Origin of the sequence: Mesorhizobium loti (genome assembly GCF_003148495.1) — a bacterium.
GTDB classification, from domain to species: domain Bacteria; phylum Pseudomonadota; class Alphaproteobacteria; order Rhizobiales; family Rhizobiaceae; genus Mesorhizobium; species Mesorhizobium loti.
In genome coordinates this window covers 214,087-232,140 of sequence record NZ_QGGH01000003.1, presented here as the reverse complement: position 1 = coordinate 232,140, position 18,054 = coordinate 214,087, and the positions used below count along the sequence as shown (strand labels likewise).

Below are 18,054 nucleotides of genomic sequence, written 5' to 3'. Positions count from 1 at the left end.
ATCAAACCTCGTTACCGCCGGTTGAGCAGCTTGCTGCTCGAGGGATAGCCGAGAGCGGGCCGCAGGGGTCACCGATTTGGGTAGAGGCATGCAATCCGTCCTCCTTCGCGTGGCAGCACTGGCCTGGGCGGGGCTCAGTCTCCTGCTCGCCCTGCACTGGTTTGTCGAACTCGGCATGGTGGGTTTCCCGGATGGTCACGTGACGCCCTTTGCCAGAGCGACCGGCCCGCTCCTGCACGTCCTCGCCACGGCCTGCCTGGCACAAGGCCTGTATTTTCTGTGCATGGGTCTCTTCGGCAAGGGATTTGGAGCGCATGGCCTCGGCCTGCAGGTTCTGATCGCCGCGGTCCTGACGGTGGCGCCCGTGCTGATTGTCAGGAATTGCCCCCAGTCCCGGACATGCAGCAGCGCCTATGAGGCACTGACGAACACCATGATGGACGACGGCGCCGGTGGATAGCGCTGCCGCTTGCCGAAACACAATGGCGGACCCGCGAGCCCGCCATTGGTCGTTTGGCAACAAAAGATCGGGCCTCGGTCCGATCGCGGCAAAATCAGTTGGCGCCGCCAAGCGCCTGCAGGTTCGCGCAGAACTCCGCATGCGGCTTGCTCATCGCCGCGTCCTGGCATTCCTTCATCATCGCGTCCTGCTTGTCCTTCGCCATCGAATCCCAGGCAGCCTTGAAGTCGGCCTTGGGCTTCATGGTTTTCATGCCGGCGTCGGTGAAGAACGGTGCCATGTTGTCCGGTTCATCGAGAGCGCCGGCAAATGCCGTGCCGCTGACCATGGCAAGAGCGAGCGCTCCGAGGCAGATGTTCTTGAGGTTCATGAGATGGTTTCCTTCCCTGTTGTTTGGCACGAGCGTCAGAACGACGATCGTCCCCACAGTTCGGAACCAGAGCGGTCGATGTTTCCTCAAAAATCTTGATCACACGAACGTGATTGCGCGTATCCCGGCATTGGCAGGGCGATTGTACCAAAAAAAGAGGCCCGGACGTGATCCGGGCCTCAATGCGTGAACTCCTTTCGGGAGCGTCACGACGGGATTTTTAAAGCAATTCCAGGAAAAGTGTGTAGCGGTTTTCCGTCCGGAATTGCGTCGGAAGACAGGGGGCCGGCGGGAGGAGGGTTCCGCCGGCCCCGTGGCTAAGTTGGCCTTACGGCACCACTTCGCCATGCTGGGAGATGTCGAGGCCTTCGACCTCTTCCTGGGTCGTCGGACGCAGGCCGACCAGCGCCTTGACGATGTAGAGGATCACGAAGGTGGCAATCGCCGTCCACACGATGGTGACGGCAACGCCGTAGATCTGCTTGCCGAGCGAAGCGCCCGCACCGAGGCTGTTGATCGCCGGGTCGGCGAGCACGCCGGTGAGCAGAGCGCCGATCACACCGCCGACGCCGTGCACGCCGAACGCATCGAGCGAGTCGTCATAGCCGAACATGTGCTTGACCTTGACCGCCGAGAGGTAGCAGAGCACGCCGGCAACGATGCCGACGATAAAGGCGCCGGTCGGGTTGACGAAGCCGGAAGCAGGCGTCACCGCGACGAGGCCGGCAACGGCACCCGAGATGATGCCGAGCACCGAAGGCTTCTTTGCGACAATCCATTCAGCGAACATCCAGGCCAGAGCCGCGGCGGCGGTGGCAACCTGGGTGTTGAGCATGGCAGCGCCGGCAAGGCCGTCGGCTGCGAGTTCCGAACCGGCGTTGAAGCCGAACCAGCCGACCCACAGCAGCGAAGCACCGATCACCGAATAGACCAGGTTGTGCGGCGCCATGTTGGTGGTGCCATAGCCTTCGCGCTTGCCGAGAACCAGCGCGCAGACGAGACCGGCGACACCGGCGTTGATGTGGACGACCGTGCCGCCGGCAAAGTCGAGCACGCCAGCCGTGCCGAGGAAGCCGCCACCCCAGACCCAATGCGCGATCGGCACGTAGACGACGAGCAGCCACAGCGCCATGAAGATCAGCAGCGCAGAGAATTTGAAGCGTTCGGCGAAGGCGCCGGCAATCAGCGCTGGGGTAATGATGGCGAAGGTCATCTGGAACATCGAGAAGACGAATTCAGGAATGTTCGCGACGCCCGGCAGCCACAGCGAGGCAGTGGTGATGCCGTGATGGAAGAATTTCGAGGTGCCGCCGATATAGCTGTTCACGCCGCCGCCGTCGGAGAAGGCCAGCGAATAGCCGAACATGAACCACAGCACCGTCACCAGGCAGGTGATGGCAAAGCTCTGCATGATGGTGGCGAGCACGTTCTTCTTGCGCACCATGCCGCCGTAGAACAGCGCCAGGCCCGGAATGGTCATCATCAGCACGAGCGCCGTCGAGGTCAGCATCCAGGCGGTGTTGCCGGTGTCGAGCACCGGGGTCGGGGCAGCAGCCGGCGCGGCCGCGGCTGCGGCAGGAGCCGCTTCCTGCGCGAAGGCGGCGACCGTGCCCAATGCTGCGAGAACGAGCGAACCCAAAAGGGCGGCTCGTCCCGTCGTCTTCAAGGTGGAAGGAATATTCATTGAACTCTCCATTGGAATACGTGATCGCCGCTCAGAGCGCGTCGGTGTCTGTTTCGCCGGTGCGGATGCGCACCGCCTGATCGATGCCGAAAACGAAGATTTTGCCGTCGCCGATCTGGCCGGTCTTGGCGGCGGCGGTGATGGCTTCGACGGCCTTGTCGACCATGTCGGCACTGACCGCGACTTCGATCTTGATCTTCGGCAGGAAGCTGACCGCGTATTCCGCCCCGCGATAGATTTCCGTATGCCCTTTCTGACGCCCGTAGCCTTTGACTTCGGTGACGGTCAGGCCCTGGATGCCGACGGCGGTAAGCGCTTCGCGTACCTCGTCGAGCTTGAACGGCTTGATGATTGCCATCACGATTTTCATAAGGTTTCACCCTTTGCTGTTGCGGTCCCCCGCGTTTGCACACCTTCACCGATCCCAAAGAGCCGGAGAGTGCCCACGAGGATTCAAGCTCCGTGCCAAGTGCCGAAGCAGGGTGTTAACCCGTTGTAAACAAAGAGATCGAGGAGCGTCCCGACGCAACCTGCCCACAGCTGCGGCGATGCATCTGCTTAAAAATTAGGCAATTTTTCCAAAATGCCTACTCTGCAGGCGATCGCTTGAGCCGGATCAGCCCTTCCTGCGCAACCGAGGCGATCAGCGTGCCGTCGCGGGCAAACAGCGACCCGCGCGTAAAGCCGCGCGACCCTTGCGTCGACGGGCTGTCCTGCGTGTAGAGCATCCAGTCGTCGAGCGCATGGCTGCGGTGGAACCACATGGCGTGGTCGAGGCTCGCCGCCTGGATATCGCGATCGAAAATGGCGCGGCCATGCGCGAAGGTCGAGGTGTCGAGCAGCGTCATGTCGGAGAGATAGGCAAGCACCGCCGCCTGGATGGCGCGATCCGCGGGCACCGGACCGGTGGTCCGGATCCAGATGTTCTGCTTCGGCTCCAGCTTCTCGCGGCTCGTGTAATGCTTCAGCATCACCGGCTTCATCTCGATCGGCCGGTCACGCTCCCAATAGCGTTTGATGCCTTCGGGCACCGCTTCGCCGAACTTGCCCAGCAATTCGCGCTGCGACAGCAATGTGTCCGGCCCCGGAACGTCCTGCGGCATCGGCACCTGGTGCTCGAGGCCGACCTCGTCCTGCTGGAACGAGGCCTCCAGCGAAAAGATCGCCTGGCCGTGCTGGATCGCCACCACGCGCCGCGTGGTGAAGGAGCCGCCATCGCGGATCCGGTCGACCTCGTAGACGATCGGCACCTTGGTGTCGCCGGGCCGCATGAAATAGCCGTGCAGCGAATGCACGTGGCGATCGGGATCGACGGTTCGCTGCGCCGCCACCAGCGCCTGGGCAATGGTCTGGCCGCCGAAGACGCGCTGCCAGTCGAGCAGGGGGCTGCGACCACGATACAGATTGTGTTCCAGCTTCTCGAGGTCGAGAATGCCGAGAAGCTCGTCCATGGCTGCCGTCATATTTCGCGCCCTCGCAGCAGAAGTGTTATGGCGGTTTCCGACAGGACGGACAGGCAGTCAAGGGCGCAAGACCCGGCCGGCGCGCAAGGAGCGAAGATGATGGAACGCAAGGCGGACGCGAAACCCAGATCCGGGCTCGATGTTCTGGTCGCCGGCGCCGGCTATGTCGGCTTGGCCGCAGCCGTGTCGCTGAAGCAGGCGCGCCCGGGTCTCGCCATCGCTCTTGTCGATGCCGCGCCCGCTGGCGTCTGGCAAAGGGATGGCCGCGCTTCGGCCATTGCCGCCGCCGCCTGCCGCATGCTCGACCAGCTTGGCGTGTGGGCCGAAATCGCGCCGCAGGCGCAGGCGATCACCGAGATGATCATCACCGATTCGCGCACCTCCGATCCGGTGCGTCCGGTGTTCCTGACCTTCGACGGCGAAGTGGCGCCGGGAGAGCCGTTTGCACATATGGTTGCCAACAGGGTGCTGAATGGCGCCTTGCGGGCCAATGCGGAAAAACTCGGCATCGACATCATCGAAGGCGTCGCCGTGCAGGGTTTCGAGACCAACGGCGCCGGCATCACCGTGCACCTCGCCGACGGTGCGACGCTGAAGGCCCGGCTGCTGGTCGCCGCCGACGGCGTCAACTCCAGGCTGCGCGACATGGCCGGCATCAAGACGGTGAAGTGGGAGTATGGCCAGTCCGGTATCGTCTGCACCGTGGCACATGAACGCCCACACAATGGCCGTGCCGAGGAGCATTTCCTGCCGGCGGGACCCTTCGCCACACTGCCGCTCAAACCCGGCGAGGACGGCACCAACCGCTCGTCGATCGTCTGGGTCGAGCGCTCGCAGGATGCCGAGAAGCTGGTGGCCGGTGACGATCTCGTCTTCGAACACGAACTCGAACAGCGTTTTGGCCTGAAGCTTGGCGAGATCCGCGTTGCTGACAAGCCGCGCGCCTGGCCGCTCGGCCTGACCATCGCGCGTGCTTTCGTCGCACCGCGCATTGCGCTCGCCGGCGATGCCGCCCACGGCATCCACCCGATCGCCGGCCAGGGTCTCAATCTCGGTTTCAAGGATGTCGCCGCGCTTGCCGAGGTGATCGTCGAGGCCGACCGGCTCGGCCAGGACATCGGCGCGCTCGACGTGCTTGAGCGCTACCAGCAGTGGCGCCGCTTCGACACGGTGCAGATGGGCGTCACCACGGACGTGCTGAACCGGCTGTTTTCCAACGACATCGGCCCGCTCCGCACCGTCCGCGACATCGGCCTTGGCTTGGTCGAACGCATGCCGCGCCTCAAGGAATTCTTCATCCGCCAGGCATCGGGGTTGTCCGCCGGCACGCCAAGACTGTTGAAGGGCGAGGCGATCTGAGCGCTGTCGCTCAATTGACTTCGAAGCCGAGCTTCTGCCGCAGTCGCAATATCCTCTGGTCGGATATCTCCAGGCGTTTCTCGCCGCCCTGCGCCGCCCGGTTGACCATCTGCAGCAGATCGTTGCGCTCGGCGACATCGAGGCGTTCGCGCAGGAACGGCGCCAGCTTGTCGATGACAATTGTGGTGTCGTCGATCTGTGACGCCGCCCATTTGGCGTAGACCACCGCTTCGTCCGTTTTCTTCTTGTCGGCAATCTCGGAAATCACCGCGCGAATGACGGCCTCGCGCTGCGGCAGGATCGGCCCGTTCTCGGAGACGATGGCGGTGATGAGCGTTGCCGCCGCTACGACCGGATCATCGATCGCCGTCAGCGGCGACAGGGCCGCCTGCTTGCGCAGCTTCTTGCGGCGGATGTTGCCCTGCACGCGCCCGACGACGTCCGCAACCTCGCGAGCCGCATCGTTCATCGCCTTCATCCGATACCACCAGAACGCCGCCGCGCCCAACACGCCAAGGATAGCAATCAAGAACGGCATGCCGACATCCCCCCAAATCCTGGCGACGATAGGAGAACTCTCGCCTTGCTTCAACGCGCAAAAGTTGCGCACGAAACCGACCCGGAACGTCGGCTCAGCCAGACGCCCGGTTTCGAAGCGGCCGCAACGCATGGCAGGCTCTATGACCCCGGTATGTCGTAGACCGCCCGGACCTCGATCGTGCCGAGTTCGGCCAGCGGAATACCGGCGGCAATATCCAGCGCCTCTTCGAGATTTTCAGCCTCGATCATGACGAAACCAAGCAGTTGCTCCTTGGTCTCAGTGAAGGGGCCGTCTGTGACCAGCCGCTTGCCCTTGCGCCGCCGCACGGTTTTGGCTGTCGTCACCGATTGCAGCGCCTGCGCGACGATCAGCAGGCCCTTCTCCTCCAGCGATCGGTCGTAGGCCAGCGAATCGGCGTCGAGCTTGGCCGACCCTGCCGGGGTCAGCGCGTGAAGATCCTTTTCCTCACCATAGACCAGACAGACATATTTCATTTCCAGCTCCCTTGCTGCGGTGAACCATAGGATGCGGTGACGAGGGTGTCAGCGTTGCCCCTGACCGCGGCTGCATGGTCGAGAAGGCATGCCGCGATGCCGATGATGGCAACCGCCGCCAGAAGCCGGCCAAAGCCGGACCCCGGCGGATGCAGCCAGAAGTCTTCTCGTCGCCCGGCCTTGCAGCCTGCGCCTCTCCAAAGTGCGAAAAACAGATTGTCCATGTGAACCTCCATCCGGCCACAAAACCCGTGGCCGCCCGCAGGACGGGCGAGGGGGACCAAAGTCGACATTTTTGCACCTGCATTTTTTCAGAAAAGATTTGACCACCATCGCCGACACCGTGCCGTGGTTCAAAGTGCGCAGTGGCCTTCGCGCCCGCGCGCGCTATAGTTGACCGGAAGCCGGGCTCAGCCCCGACAACAAGTCACGACAACCCAGCCACGACAACCAAGGAGGAATTCATGGACCGCACCGCAAACGCCGTCTGGAAAGGCAATCTGAAAGAGGGCAAGGGCACGCTCGACACCCAGAGCGGAACCCTGAAGGGCACGCCCTATTCGTTCAAGGCGCGCTTCGAGGACGAGAGCGGCAAATCCGGCACCAACCCTGAAGAGCTGATTGCCGCCGCGCACGCCGGCTGCTTTGCCATGCAGTTCTCGCATTTCCTGGCCGAGAACGGCACGCCTGCCACCGAACTCGATGCCAAGGCGGTGGTGACGCTGGTTCCAGGCACGGGGATCACCGGCAGCGCCCTCACCGTGGTCGGCAAGGTGCCGGGCATCGATGCTGCGAAATTTGGCGAGTTGGCCGAAAAGGCCAAGGCCGGCTGCCCGGTGTCGAAGGCGCTCGGCGCCATAAACGTATCGCTCGACGCCAAGCTCGGCTGAGAACGCTGCATCCGGTGTGAAGACCCGGCGCGAACGCTCAGGCGCGCGCCGGGACCTACGCGCCCAGCGCGTCTAGCCGGGCGCGGAGTGCGGCGACTTCCTGCTCCAGCGCCTCCAACCGTACCTCCAGGTCGGAAGCAGGCAGGGCCGATGCACTCCGCTGCGCCGAAAGGGCTGCAACGTCCATTGGGCCGCTGAGGAGATGCACGTAGCGGTCCTCGCGCTGGCCCGGTCCGCGCGGGATTTCCTGGATGAGTGGCGGTCGGCGGCCGATCAGCATGTCGAGCTCGGCGCGCAGATCTTCGATCGATGAGAACCGTGCCATGCGCTCGGTGCGCGCCGACAATTCATGGGCCGTCTGCGGCCCGCGCAGCAAGAGCAGGCCGATCAATGCGGTCTGCGGCGTGGTCAGCGAGAAGCGCTGCGCCATCTGGTGCTCGTATCGCTCGACGCGCGAGCCGAACATCTGCCGCACCAGCCCCTTTTGTTCGAGCAGCTTCAGCCCCCGGTGCACCTCGGCCTGTTCCAGCGCCATCACCGGCTCGCGCGCCGTCTTCTGGTTGGCGGCGGCCAGTGCTGCATTGAGCGTCAGCGGATAGACATCCGGCGTCAGCTCCTTCTTCTCGATCAGGCAGCCGAGCACGCGGGCTTCGACGGGATTAAGGATGGGAAGGTCTTCGCTCATGGCTCTCTCATACCCGAAGCTCCCGATACCATAGCTGTTCGCGAAACGTCTCCTACTTTCGATCGACGGATGTAGCTATGGAGCGTCACACCTTTCAGTCCTGTTTCTCGCATCGGGGCGATAGCTAGCATGGGACATATGCACTAGCGCGCTTCGGCACTCATGCAATATCGCCCAAAAATTGGCTCCGATTTCTGGGAGAACGACATGCATGAAGACAAAAGCTTAAAGCGCATCAGTCCCAGGCCCCGCAGCCTTCCGCTCCGGTTTCGGCTGCCAGAATGATCTGACCAGCACATCCTCGGCATGGATCGCGTCGTCGAACCGGGCCTGTCCAAGTTCCTGGGCCAGCGTCGGTCGATCACCGAGCAGCGAGACGCCAAAAGCGGCCTGGCCATTGGGAGGCGGCACGCCCAGCGCGTCCAGGATGGTGGGAAATATGTCAATCGTGCCCGAAAGCCCGGTGTGCGTTTTGGCAGGAACGCCAGCCCCCGACAGGGAGAAGAAGTTGCGTCGCTCATGCGTGTTCAGGCGATCCGTAACTTTGCTCGGCGCGCTGAGATGGTCGCTTTGCAACGCCAGGACGGTATTGGCCATCAGACCTTCGGCCTCGGCTTTGTGAATGAAGTCCGCGATGAGCATGTTCGTGCATTTCACGGCATGGAGAATGTTGGGGGTTTGTGGAGACAGTCCCGTCTTGCCGATACATTTGTCGGTGAGGTAGCCGTCCATCGCATGCCCACCACTGACGGCGATCGTCAGCGAGAACGGTTTGCCGTCCCGCTGCGCGCGCCGCAAAACGTCAAGGCTCAAATCGAGAACTTCGGCGTCATCGGCGCCAAAGGCGCTGCCGCGCCCGGCGACGGCAGCCACGACTTGGGATCCCCCAAAAAGCGATGAATAGCCATGGGTGGAATAGAATGTCCCCTGGCCGGTGAAGCTGAGCGCCCAACCGGTGACAAAGTTCTGCTGATAGCCCCGCGCCTTCAGGACATCGCCCAGGCAGGTCAGGCCTGGCAGGAACTGCGAATTCTCCTCCAGGTACTGGCGCGTCGTGAAGAACGTTATCAGCAGCGGCGTTCCGCAGTTCGCAGCGACCATCCCTGAGATGGAGTTGTTGGTGTAGGCAAGTTGCACCATGTTGGCCGCCGAAACACCCCGCCTCTCGAATTCGAGTAGCGGCCCCATGACGTCGCCGAACTCCTCGTCCATGTAGGTGCGCTCGGCGCTCTCGATGAAAATATGAATGAGGTTCTTTGGCCCCGCGGTGGCGGACGCTGCTTCTGCCTCCGGCTCTGTCAGAGAGCTGATGTCGACGAACCGCTTGGATAGGAAATCATGCAGCGGGTTGGGGTGGATCGCGGCGGCAATCGGCCGTGTCAGCATCGGGTTTGCCGCCAGGAAGAACGCCATCAGGGCGACATCCAATCCTCTTGTCAGCGTGCCGCGCGCCTTCAGGGCGCCGAGACCGAAAAGAACGACGAGAATGACCAGCATCGTGTTTCCGGTATTCCACAAATAGTCAAAAACGACACCAGGCGTGAGCATCCCGGCGCCGGCATGCATGAACATCGCACCCCAGTCAAAATAGCCAAAAACACTTTCGAGATAGACATAGACAAGGAAGAGAAAGCAGGGAATGAGCGAAAAATAGAGCCTGAACCACCTGCTTTCTCGCTGATCCGCCCTCTTGTCCCGGAGCCCGTCAAGCAAGACAAGCGCGACCAAAACCCCCAGGCCGAGAGCCGCAAGCAGCCCCTTCTCCTGAAAATAGATCAGCGACACAAGCCAGGTGAGCGATCCCACTGTTGTGACGCTGATCAATGACCCGGATACCGAATACCCATTCACGGTGAAGCCGCGCATCATTTTGCACCCGAACGACGCTCTGGGAAGAGAATATCGGGGACCACTTAAAACTATACTAAGACAATACCGAGCCGCCTTGCGTATCCAGCAATCAATTACTTGCGATATCGCTAATATATGCCGCCAAGACTCCATCGACTCTAGACTAGCGAACGAGATGTTTGGAAAAATGAAAAATGATCGGGCGCGGCCGGCGGCCGCCTGACAAGAGCAGGCCAAGCGAGGCGGACCGCTGCGCAGTCAGCGAGAACTGCCGAGCCATCTGAGCTGATCGCGTTCGACACGCGAGCCGGACATCAGCCGCACCAGCCTTTCTGCTCAAGCAGTTGGGCGCTTGGAGCATCCCCGCCGGCTGCCATCACCGGCTCCCGCCGTCTTCTGGGTGGCAGCGGCTCCGCATTGAGCGTCAGCGGATCCGACGGCAGCCCCTTCTTTCGACCTGCGAACCAGGTCTTCGATCAGAAGGACTGCCTTGGCCCCGCTAAACCCTTCTCTCCACCATCATCTTCTTGATCTCGGCGATCGCCTTGGCCGGGTTGAGGCCCTTGGGGCAGGTTTGCGCGCAGTTCATGATGGTGTGGCAGCGATAGAGCCGGAACGGGTCTTCGAGATTGTCGAGCCGCTCGCCCTTGGCCTCGTCGCGGCTGTCGATCAGCCAGCGATAGGCCTGCAAAAGCGTTGCCGGGCCGAGATAGCGGTCGCCGTTCCACCAGTAGCTTGGGCACGAAGTCGAGCAGCAGGCGCACAATATACACTCGTAGAGCCCATCGAGCTTCTCGCGGTCCTCATGGCTTTGCAGCCATTCCTTGGCCGGCTCCGGCGACACCGTCTTTAGCCAGGGCTGGATCGAGGCGTGCTGGGCATAGAAATTGGTGAGGTCCGGCACCAGGTCCTTGACCACCTGCATATGCGGCAGCGGGTAGACCTTGACGGCGCCGGAAATGTCGTCGCAGCCCTTGGTGCAGGCCAGCGTGTTGGAGCCGTCGATGTTCATGGCGCAGGAGCCGCAAATGCCTTCGCGGCAGGAGCGCCGCAAGGTCAGCGTCGGATCAATCTTGTTCTTGATCCACAGCAGCGCGTCGAGCACCATCGGCCCGCAATCGTCCATGTCGACGAAGTAGGTGTCGATGCGCGGGTTCTCGTCATCGTCCGGCGACCAGCGGTAGATGCGGTACTCGCGCAGATTGGTGGCGCCCTCCGGCTTCGGCCAGGTCTTGCCCTGCTGGATCTTCGAGTTCTTGGGAAGCGTCAGTTCGACCATTACCTGCGGTCCTTTCGGATGACGAGCTTCAGCCCGGACCAGATTTCATTGACGGCGGCGACCTTGACGTCAACAAGGTCGCGCTTCAGCGCCTCGGCGCGGACAACGCCCTCGGTGACGTCGGTGGCCACCTTCGATGCCTTCTTTGGCCAGGACACCCAGACCATGCCGTCGCGCTTGATCGCCGCCTCGACATCGCCGAGGCGATCCTCGATCTCGGCACGCTGCCGGGTGAAGGCATGGACGGCGTCATACTTCAGGGTCGTTCCCGAAATCCGCGACCAGTCTGCCAGCCGGTCGACTTGAGCGAAGTCCATGGATTCGGCGAGATCGCTGAGGTCGTCGGGGAGCGCGATGAAAGCGGCGGTCATGCCGTGCTTCAGGCCGAGCTTGGCCGGAAGGGGCGTGCCGGAATATCCCGAGGCCGCCAGCGCCATCGTCAATACACCCTGGCCTTCGGCGCGATCTTGGCGAGGCTGATGCCGCCGTCCTTTTCCGCCAGCTGCGGCTCGGTGTGCACCGGCCGATAGGAGAGCGTCACCTTGCCGTCTTCGCTGAGCCGCGCCAGCGTGTGCTTGCGCCAGTTGGCGTCGTCGCGGGCGGAAAAATCTTCCCGCGCGTGCGCGCCACGGCTCTCCTTGCGCGCCGCGGCGCCGTGGACCGTGGTGATGGCGTTGGCCATCAGGTTTTCCAGCTCCAGCGTCTCGACCAGGTCGGAGTTCCAGATCATCGAGCGGTCGTACACTTTGATGTCCTTGAGCTCGCTCCAGATCTGCGAAATGCGCTTGCAGCCACTGTCCAGCGATTCCTGCGTCCGGAACACCGCCGCATCTTCCTGCATAGCCTTCTGCATCTTCTCGCGCAGCACCGCCGTCGGCGTCGAGCCATTGGCGTGGCGAAGCCGGTCGAAGCGGTCCATGATCTTTTCGACCGAGGCCTCGTTGGGCGAAGGGATCGCCGAATTGCGGTCGATCACCTGGCCGGCCCGGATCGCCGCCGCGCGGCCGAACACCACCAGGTCGATCAGCGAGTTCGAGCCGAGCCGGTTGGCGCCATGCACCGAGGCGCAGCCGGCTTCGCCGACCGCCATCAGGCCGGGCGACACCTTGTCCGGGCTCCTGGCCGTCGGGTTGAGCACTTCGCCCCAGTAATTGGTTGGCACGCCGCCCATATTGTAGTGCACCGTCGGTAGCACCGGGATCGGCTCCTTGGTCAGGTCGACGCCGGCAAAGATCTTTGCCGATTCCGAAATGCCCGGCAGCCGCTCATGCAGGACGGCCGGATCAAGGTGGTCGAGATGCAGGAAGATGTGGTCCTTCTTCGGGCCGACGCCGCGGCCCTCGCGGATTTCCAGCGTCATGCAGCGCGAAACGACGTCGCGCGAGGCAAGGTCCTTGGCCGACGGCGCGTAGCGCTCCATGAAGCGCTCGCCCTCGGAATTGACGAGATAGCCGCCCTCGCCGCGCGCGCCTTCGGTGATCAGGCAGCCGGCGCCATAGATGCCGGTCGGGTGGAACTGCACGAACTCCATGTCCTGCAGCGGAAAGCCGGCACGCGCCGCCATGCCGCCACCGTCACCGGTACAGGTATGCGCCGAGGTGGCCGAGAAATAGGTGCGGCCATAGCCGCCGGTCGCCAGCACCACCATCTTGGCCGAGAAGCGGTGGATGGTGCCGTCGTCGAGATTCCAGGCGACGACGCCGGTGCAGGTGCCGTCCGGCTCCATGATGAGGTCGAGCGCGAAATACTCGATGAAGAACTGCGCATTGTGCTTCAGCGACTGGCCGTAGAGCGTGTGCAGCATGGCATGGCCGGTGCGGTCGGCGGCGGCGCATGTGCGCTGCACCGGCGGGCCTTCACCGAAATTCATCATCATGCCGCCGAACGGCCGTTGATAGATCTTGCCCTCTTCGGTGCGCGAGAACGGCACGCCGTAATGTTCGAGTTCATAGACCGCGGCGGGCGCCTGCTGGACCATGTATTCCTGCGCGTCGATGTCGCCCAGCCAGTCCGAACCCTTGACGGTATCGAAGAGATGCCATTGCCAATTGTCGGGACCCATATTGGCAAGCGAAGCGGCAATGCCGCCTTGCGCCGCCACAGTGTGCGAGCGCGTCGGGAACACCTTGGTGATGCAGGCGGTGCGCAGGCCCTGTTCGGCCATGCCGAGCGTGGCGCGCAGGCCGGCGCCGCCGGCGCCGACGACCACCACGTCGAACTTGTGGTCGACAAAGGTGTAGCCTGCCATGTTGGCTTGTTTTGCGTCCTTGGCCAACTCAGCCTCCGAATGTCAGCTTGAGCAGGGCGAAGATCGAGGCGACGCCGACCGCTATTGTGAAAAATGTGTTGAGCGCGATCAGCGCCAGCTTCATGCCTTCGCCATGCACGTAATCCTCGATGATCACCTGCATGCCGAGCCGCATATGGGTGAGCCCGGAGACGAGCACCAGGGCCATCACCAGCGCCACGAACGGATTGGCAAGGGCTGCCCGCACATGCTCATGGTCAGCGCCGTTGAGCGCGATCAGGAAACCGACGAAGAACAGCGTCAGCGGGATGTTGGCGATCGCGGTCAGGCGCTGGCGCCAGAAATGTCCGGTGCCCTCGCGGGCGGAACCCAGGCCGCGAACCTTCGCCAGCGGCGTGCGCATGTCGGAGTTGTTGCCGCTCATGATCAGGCCCCTCGCGCCATGTAGCCGGCGATCCAGATCAGCAGCGTGAGCAGGATCGAGCCGACCAGCGTCGCCCAGGCGATCTTCGAGGCCGTGTGCTTTTCGAGACCGGCGCCGGTGTCCCAGACCAGATGGCGCACACCACCCAGCATGTGATGCATCAGCGCCCAGGTGTAACCGAACAGGATCAACCTACCGAGCCAGGTGCCGAAGGCCCAGTTGACCCAATCAAAGGTCGCCTGCGAGCTTGCCGCCGCCATCAGCCACAGGGCGACCAGCAGCGTGCCGAAATACAGCGCGCCGCCGGTGATGCGATGGATGATCGACATCGTCATGGTGATCGGCGGCCGGTAGATCGTCAGATGCGGCGAGAGTGGCCGTTCACGTCTGGCAAATTCGCGGGTGGCTGGTGATTTGCTCATGGCTCCCCCAGTTCGACGTCCGGAGCCGCGATGGAAAGCGGCATTTGCCGCCTTATGTATGACTTCGGACAGCCGGTTTCTAATGCTCTTTTTGCACCGCGTCAAAGCCAGAAAATCGTTTTGGAAACGTCATTTAGTCTGACAAAAAGGCAGGCTCGGGCTTCAATCGATTAGGGGCTGATGGCCCGCAGCCGGCTCTGTATCGCTGCAGTGCAGCATACGCTGCTCATTAGCCGTGCGGCCTATCGCTTGCAGGTCTGCGGCGTCGAGCCCCTCTTCATCACCAGCGCCTCACGCCCGTCGATCACGATTGCGTTATGTGTGGCGGCCTCCTGGTAGCGGCTGGACTGGTTGGCGGGCGACGCCGCAAACTCTTCAGTCGCGCCATCCGGCTCGATCACACGCAACGATGAGCCGAGATTCTGAATGGTGATCGCGCTGCCATTGCCGCATCCATAGGTTGCCGTACCCACAGTGGATCGCGGCGCGGTGAGGTCGGTGGTGATCTTGGTTGAAGCTGCCGGGGGCGCCGCGGCTGCGATGGGTTGCTGAGCCGGCGCAGGCGAGACGACAGTATTGGCCGCTTTCGGTGCGCTGCCCTGTGGCACACAGGCAGCAACGATAACGAGCAACGGGAAAACGGACACCCAAATCGGCCGGCGTAGCGCCATATGCTGTCCTCCCGCGCGGCAAACCAGCCGCGATGCTCTGCCAAGATCAAGGTCATCCCGACGCCGGGACGGACACCGGCGCGATGGTGCGGTCAAGCATGGCCGAATGATGGCCACAGGGTTTTCCATCCAGTCGGATATTAACGGATATTAACCATGTTTACCGAGACATCGCCGCGAACCGCGTCAGCCTCTTAACAAAGGTTAAGAAAACGTTAATTTCTGATTCGAGGAGGCTTTCCTCAAGACACGGAGGACGCCATGCGTTCGAATTCGGGCAGATCGCGCCTTGCGGCGTTCATAGTGGCGGCCTCGGTCGTCGGCCTTGCAGTGCCAGCGCTTGCCGGCGCGCGGCACCAGGATCGCGTCTACGCCGATTCCTTCGGCAATCTCGTCATCGACAGCGCCGCCGGCTACAAGCGCATCCTCGTCGGCGAAGGCAGGTTGGCCAAGCAACTGTCCGACTACACCAGCGCCGGCCAGCCCAAGGTGATCTACGAGAACGAAGCCGACGAAATATCGGGCTACGGCGATTGCTACCGGCCGCCGGTGCTGGTGAAGGGCCGCTCCTATATGTACGGTCTCTCCGACGGCGAGATGCCCGAACTCAGCCCCTGCCGCTAGCTTCGATCCCGGCTGACGACCAGTTGCCGGCCGGCCCGACGGAGACGCGCACGCAATCGCGCCCGGCATTCTTGGCCTGATAGAGCGCCTGGTCGGCGCGCCGCATCAGATCGGCAAAGTCTTCGCTCGGATGAAGTTCGGCGACGCCGAAGCTCGCCGTGCAGCGGTTGTCCGCCGGCAATCCGTCGATGGGCAGCGCGCCGAAAGCGCTGCGCGTGCCCTCGGCGAACAGCCGCGCGGCGGCAAGGTTGGTTCCCGGCAGGATGATGGCGAACTCCTCGCCGCCGATGCGGCCGGCGACATAATGCCCGGCGGCGGCTTCGCGCAGGAAGCCTGCGAAAGTCTCGATCACCCGGTCGCCGGACGCATGGCCGAAACTGTCGTTGACGCTCTTGAAATGATCGAGGTCGGCGATGACCAGCGCGACCGGCACGCCTTGCCGCATCGCGCCTAGCACCGCCAGCTCCGCATGGCGGGTGAAGCCGCCGCGGTTGAGCAGGCGCGAAAGCGTGTCCGTCTCCGATTTCGACGTCACTTCGGCGAGCACGTCGCGAACCAGGATGGCCAGCATCAGCAGCGCCAGCGCCAACGCAAAGACAGTGCCGAGCGATTGCGACACCAGCGCGTAGTTGCTTTGTAGATAGGCCTGCGGATTGGCGCCCCAGCCGCCAAGCGCATGCGCGATGAACGGCTTGGAGGCGAACTGCAGGCCGCTGGCCGCCAGAACGGCCATCAATATGCGATCGAGACGGGCAGGCCTTTGCCTCGATGACCAGACGATGGCCAGCCCGATGAATTGCATGACCGCATAGGGAAGCTGGTAGGCCATCATGCGGACCAGCGACTGGCGCGGCAGGTCTTGCACGAAATACACAGCTATGGTGGTGGCGACGAGGAACAACAGCATCGGCTTCCAGGGCGGCGCCACGCCGTATTTGCGGGCAAGCCCGCCATTGAACGCAATGGTGGCGCAAAGGAAGACCGCGAAGGCGGCAACGACCGGGAGCCGCGCGTCACTGAAAGCGGGAATGCTGAATTCGATGGCCGAATAGGCCATGCCCAGCAGATAGCCAAATGCCAGCCAGCGCGCCGGTGCGCGGCCGACATCATGGAAGGCAACCGCCATGAAGGATGCCGCCAGCAGGCCGGCTACCGACAAATTGATCAACAGGATGAAGTTGGCGCCGCTCATGTTCTTCCCGCACCCGCGCCAATAGCTAAGCATCGACGGGCGAAGAAGACGTTAACGCCGGCACGGCACGGCCGGATCAGCCCACCTTGAGCGGCTCCGGCACGAACGCCGTTTCCGGCCGCTCATAGGACAGGCGCACACTGTCGCGGCCGTTCTTCTTGGCCTTGTAGAGCGCGTCGTCGGCACGGCGCATCAGCGGCTCCAAAGCCTCGTCGCCGCTGCGGGCCGCCACGCCGAAGCTGGCTGTCACCTTCGTCCCGGCGGGGAGCCCGTCGACGTGGCCGGCCGAATAGAGCGTGCGCACCGCCTCGGCGAACAGCCGCGCGGCGGCGAGGTCGCTGAGCGGCAGCAGCACGGCGAATTCCTCGCCGCCGATACGCCCGGCAACACCGCGCGTGCCCGCCGCCGACCGAAGCTTGGCGGCGAAGTCGGCGATCACGCGATCGCCCGCCGCATGCCCGTGCACATCGTTGAGCGCCTTGAAATGATCGAGGTCGGCCAGCACCAGCGCGACCGGGAACCGGGCCGAGGCGCAGTGCCGCAGCAGCAGCATGCCTCGCTCCTCGAAGCCACGCCGGTTGAGCAGGCCCGACAGCGGATCGGTATAGGTTTCGGTCTTCAGCGCCTTCATCACGTCGAGGGCCGCGGCGGAGAACAGGCACAGTGCAATGAGCAGCGACAGCAGTGCATGCGATAGCAGCGCGGTCGTCCAATAGGACGAGCCATAGAACCCGTCATAGCCGGTGAAGGGCCCATGCGCGATGACGACGACAAGGGTGCGCACGAAGAAGTTGACGCCCGACAGCAGCGACAGCACGAACAGGATGTTTTCGGTCGGACCGTTGCGGCGCACCGGGCGCAGTTCGGCGGCGACCAGAAGGCTGATCCCGCCGAAAGCGAAATTCATCGCCAGAATGCGCCAGGTGAGATCCGGCGCGACGAACAGGAACCAGCATAGCGACGCCAGGCCGCCGCCTGCCAACACGCCGATCCCCACATAGGGCACCTTGCGGCCATAGCGGTGGACGATGGCGCTGGACAGGCAGCAGCCGGCGATGGTGAAGCAGATGTTCGACGCCAGCTTGGTCAGCGGCATGCCGATCGGCAAGGTGAAATACTGCAGCAGAAAGCCGACCGCCGAGAGACCGTAGCTGATCCCCAGCACGGCCAGATAGGGGCGGTGGCGTTGATAGGACCATAGCACGAGGAACGCGGCGCCGAGCGCCAACGCGATCGTCGGGTTGAGCAGCGCTATGAGCAGACCCGTGTCCAAACGACTGTAATTTCCCCACTTACGTCGGGGAAGACCTTAGAGCGCAAGCCCAAACAAGCGGTTAAGCGAAAGCGAACATGTCGACGAACCGGATGAAAAAGGCCCCGGAGCTGCAAAGCGGTCC

The 18,054-nt window shown here is 63.1% G+C and carries 21 protein-coding genes; 4 read left to right on the top strand and 17 right to left on the bottom strand.

The features are described 5' to 3' along the window. Positions 1-88: 88 nt before the first annotated feature. The gene (locus C8D77_RS14580) at positions 89-460 is read left to right on the top strand and encodes a hypothetical protein (RefSeq protein ID WP_109663908.1); all 372 of its coding nucleotides are present in this window, start codon (positions 89-91) and stop codon (positions 458-460) included. 94 nt (positions 461-554) lie between these two features. Here the strand turns inward: C8D77_RS14580 and C8D77_RS14575 are convergent, their stop codons facing one another. The 4 genes from C8D77_RS14575 to tesB form a co-directional block, all read right to left on the bottom strand. After that, positions 555-830: a hypothetical protein gene (locus C8D77_RS14575; protein WP_109665356.1), complete on the bottom strand. Its 276-nt coding sequence runs from the start codon at positions 828-830 to the stop codon at positions 555-557. A 328-nt stretch (positions 831-1,158) separates the two neighbouring features. Further along, positions 1,159-2,514 carry an ammonium transporter gene (locus C8D77_RS14570; protein WP_109663905.1) on the bottom strand — a complete coding sequence of 452 codons (1,356 nt, stop codon included), beginning with the start codon at positions 2,512-2,514 and terminating at the stop codon, positions 1,159-1,161. Positions 2,515-2,545: 31 nt separating this feature from the next. Then, the gene (locus tag C8D77_RS14565; RefSeq protein ID WP_013528889.1) at positions 2,546-2,884 is read right to left on the bottom strand and encodes a P-II family nitrogen regulator; all 339 of its coding nucleotides are present in this window, start codon (positions 2,882-2,884) and stop codon (positions 2,546-2,548) included. Positions 2,885-3,101: 217 nt separating this feature from the next. After that, positions 3,102-3,977, bottom strand: a complete 876-nt coding sequence (gene tesB / locus C8D77_RS14560; RefSeq protein ID WP_109663902.1) for an acyl-CoA thioesterase II — start codon at positions 3,975-3,977, stop codon at positions 3,102-3,104. 99 nt (positions 3,978-4,076) lie between these two features. On the opposite strand from tesB, the gene C8D77_RS14555 reads away from it, so the two are divergent. Beyond that, the gene (locus tag C8D77_RS14555) at positions 4,077-5,336 is read left to right on the top strand and encodes a ubiquinone biosynthesis hydroxylase (protein ID WP_164757517.1); all 1,260 of its coding nucleotides are present in this window, start codon (positions 4,077-4,079) and stop codon (positions 5,334-5,336) included. Between the two features lie 10 nt (positions 5,337-5,346). Here the strand turns inward: C8D77_RS14555 and C8D77_RS14550 are convergent, their stop codons facing one another. From C8D77_RS14550 to C8D77_RS14540, 3 genes are all read right to left on the bottom strand, one after another. After that, positions 5,347-5,874 (bottom strand): hypothetical protein, encoded by a 528-nt coding sequence (locus C8D77_RS14550; RefSeq protein ID WP_109663898.1) that lies wholly within the window; start codon positions 5,872-5,874, stop codon positions 5,347-5,349. A gap of 140 nt (positions 5,875-6,014) precedes the next feature. Continuing rightward, positions 6,015-6,371, bottom strand: coding sequence for a YciI family protein (locus C8D77_RS14545; RefSeq protein WP_109663894.1), 357 nt, complete (start codon positions 6,369-6,371; stop codon positions 6,015-6,017). Beyond that, on the bottom strand, positions 6,368-6,595 hold the full coding sequence (locus C8D77_RS14540) for a hypothetical protein (protein WP_109663891.1): 228 nt from the start codon (positions 6,593-6,595) through the stop codon (positions 6,368-6,370). Before C8D77_RS14540 ends, C8D77_RS14545 begins: the two co-directional genes overlap by 4 nt. 240 nt (positions 6,596-6,835) lie before the next feature. Here C8D77_RS14540 and C8D77_RS14535 point away from each other — a divergent pair, with 240 nt between their 5' ends. Further along, entirely contained in the window at positions 6,836-7,261 is a 426-nt protein-coding gene (locus C8D77_RS14535; protein WP_109663886.1) for an OsmC family protein, read from the top strand. A 55-nt stretch (positions 7,262-7,316) separates the two neighbouring features. Here the strand turns inward: C8D77_RS14535 and C8D77_RS14530 are convergent, their stop codons facing one another. The 8 genes from C8D77_RS14530 to C8D77_RS14495 form a co-directional block, all read right to left on the bottom strand. Continuing rightward, positions 7,317-7,946 carry a YceH family protein gene (locus tag C8D77_RS14530; RefSeq protein ID WP_109663882.1) on the bottom strand — a complete coding sequence of 210 codons (630 nt, stop codon included), beginning with the start codon at positions 7,944-7,946 and terminating at the stop codon, positions 7,317-7,319. Between the two features lie 225 nt (positions 7,947-8,171). Then, a complete protein-coding gene (locus C8D77_RS14525) occupies positions 8,172-9,812 on the bottom strand; it encodes a sulfatase-like hydrolase/transferase (protein ID WP_109665350.1) in 1,641 nt (546 codons plus the stop codon). 484 nt (positions 9,813-10,296) lie between these two features. Then, positions 10,297-11,076 carry a succinate dehydrogenase iron-sulfur subunit gene (locus C8D77_RS14520; RefSeq protein ID WP_109663877.1) on the bottom strand — a complete coding sequence of 260 codons (780 nt, stop codon included), beginning with the start codon at positions 11,074-11,076 and terminating at the stop codon, positions 10,297-10,299. Next, positions 11,076-11,513: a DUF3052 family protein gene (locus tag C8D77_RS14515; RefSeq protein ID WP_109663873.1), complete on the bottom strand. Its 438-nt coding sequence runs from the start codon at positions 11,511-11,513 to the stop codon at positions 11,076-11,078. The genes C8D77_RS14520 and C8D77_RS14515 overlap by 1 nt, the downstream gene beginning before the upstream one ends. Before the next feature lie 2 nt (positions 11,514-11,515). After that, positions 11,516-13,351: a succinate dehydrogenase flavoprotein subunit gene (gene sdhA / locus C8D77_RS14510; RefSeq protein ID WP_109663869.1), complete on the bottom strand. Its 1,836-nt coding sequence runs from the start codon at positions 13,349-13,351 to the stop codon at positions 11,516-11,518. 1 nt (position 13,352) lies between these two features. Then, positions 13,353-13,748 carry a succinate dehydrogenase, hydrophobic membrane anchor protein gene (gene sdhD / locus C8D77_RS14505; RefSeq protein WP_109663865.1) on the bottom strand — a complete coding sequence of 132 codons (396 nt, stop codon included), beginning with the start codon at positions 13,746-13,748 and terminating at the stop codon, positions 13,353-13,355. Between the two features lie 2 nt (positions 13,749-13,750). Then, a complete protein-coding gene (sdhC, locus tag C8D77_RS14500) occupies positions 13,751-14,170 on the bottom strand; it encodes a succinate dehydrogenase, cytochrome b556 subunit (RefSeq protein WP_109663862.1) in 420 nt (139 codons plus the stop codon). A 242-nt stretch (positions 14,171-14,412) separates the two neighbouring features. Continuing rightward, complete coding sequence (locus C8D77_RS14495; protein WP_109663858.1) at positions 14,413-14,841, bottom strand: hypothetical protein; 429 nt, start codon at positions 14,839-14,841, stop codon at positions 14,413-14,415. A gap of 261 nt (positions 14,842-15,102) precedes the next feature. On the opposite strand from C8D77_RS14495, the gene C8D77_RS14490 reads away from it, so the two are divergent. After that, a complete protein-coding gene (locus C8D77_RS14490) occupies positions 15,103-15,465 on the top strand; it encodes a hypothetical protein (protein WP_109663855.1) in 363 nt (120 codons plus the stop codon). Here the strand turns inward: C8D77_RS14490 and C8D77_RS14485 are convergent. Together C8D77_RS14485 and C8D77_RS14480 are read right to left on the bottom strand one after the other, a co-directional pair. Continuing rightward, the gene (locus C8D77_RS14485; protein ID WP_109663852.1) at positions 15,449-16,657 is read right to left on the bottom strand and encodes a GGDEF domain-containing protein; all 1,209 of its coding nucleotides are present in this window, start codon (positions 16,655-16,657) and stop codon (positions 15,449-15,451) included. The two genes, C8D77_RS14490 and C8D77_RS14485, sit on opposite strands and share 17 nt — an antisense overlap. 76 nt (positions 16,658-16,733) lie before the next feature. Continuing rightward, entirely contained in the window at positions 16,734-17,930 is a 1,197-nt protein-coding gene (locus C8D77_RS14480) for a GGDEF domain-containing protein (protein ID WP_109663848.1), read from the bottom strand. Positions 17,931-18,054: the final 124 nt, after the last annotated feature.

Bases quoted from the DNA above. Each gene is read 5' to 3' on its own strand.
- C8D77_RS14575 (WP_109665356.1), bottom strand. From the start codon at position 830: ATGAACCTCAAGAACATCTGCCTCGGAGCGCTCGCTCTTGCCATGGTC.
- C8D77_RS14515 (WP_109663873.1), bottom strand. From the start codon at position 11,513: ATGGCGCTGGCGGCCTCGGGATATTCCGGCACGCCCCTTCCGGCCAAG.
- C8D77_RS14540 (WP_109663891.1), bottom strand. From the start codon at position 6,595: ATGGACAATCTGTTTTTCGCACTTTGGAGAGGCGCAGGCTGCAAGGCC.
- C8D77_RS14565 (WP_013528889.1), bottom strand. From the start codon at position 2,884: ATGAAAATCGTGATGGCAATCATCAAGCCGTTCAAGCTCGACGAGGTA.
- C8D77_RS14525 (WP_109665350.1), bottom strand. From the start codon at position 9,812: ATGCGCGGCTTCACCGTGAATGGGTATTCGGTATCCGGGTCATTGATC.
- C8D77_RS14570 (WP_109663905.1), bottom strand. From the start codon at position 2,514: ATGAATATTCCTTCCACCTTGAAGACGACGGGACGAGCCGCCCTTTTG.
- C8D77_RS14520 (WP_109663877.1), bottom strand. From the start codon at position 11,076: ATGGTCGAACTGACGCTTCCCAAGAACTCGAAGATCCAGCAGGGCAAG.
- C8D77_RS14550 (WP_109663898.1), bottom strand. From the start codon at position 5,874: ATGCCGTTCTTGATTGCTATCCTTGGCGTGTTGGGCGCGGCGGCGTTC.
- C8D77_RS14535 (WP_109663886.1), top strand. From the start codon at position 6,836: ATGGACCGCACCGCAAACGCCGTCTGGAAAGGCAATCTGAAAGAGGGC.
- C8D77_RS14490 (WP_109663855.1), top strand. From the start codon at position 15,103: ATGCGTTCGAATTCGGGCAGATCGCGCCTTGCGGCGTTCATAGTGGCG.
- C8D77_RS14485 (WP_109663852.1), bottom strand. From the start codon at position 16,657: ATGAGCGGCGCCAACTTCATCCTGTTGATCAATTTGTCGGTAGCCGGC.
- sdhD (WP_109663865.1), bottom strand. From the start codon at position 13,748: ATGAGCGGCAACAACTCCGACATGCGCACGCCGCTGGCGAAGGTTCGC.
- C8D77_RS14580 (WP_109663908.1), top strand. From the start codon at position 89: ATGCAATCCGTCCTCCTTCGCGTGGCAGCACTGGCCTGGGCGGGGCTC.
- C8D77_RS14555 (WP_164757517.1), top strand. From the start codon at position 4,077: ATGGAACGCAAGGCGGACGCGAAACCCAGATCCGGGCTCGATGTTCTG.
- sdhC (WP_109663862.1), bottom strand. From the start codon at position 14,170: ATGAGCAAATCACCAGCCACCCGCGAATTTGCCAGACGTGAACGGCCA.
- tesB (WP_109663902.1), bottom strand. From the start codon at position 3,977: ATGACGGCAGCCATGGACGAGCTTCTCGGCATTCTCGACCTCGAGAAG.
- C8D77_RS14530 (WP_109663882.1), bottom strand. From the start codon at position 7,946: ATGAGCGAAGACCTTCCCATCCTTAATCCCGTCGAAGCCCGCGTGCTC.
- C8D77_RS14545 (WP_109663894.1), bottom strand. From the start codon at position 6,371: ATGAAATATGTCTGTCTGGTCTATGGTGAGGAAAAGGATCTTCACGCG.
- C8D77_RS14495 (WP_109663858.1), bottom strand. From the start codon at position 14,841: ATGGCGCTACGCCGGCCGATTTGGGTGTCCGTTTTCCCGTTGCTCGTT.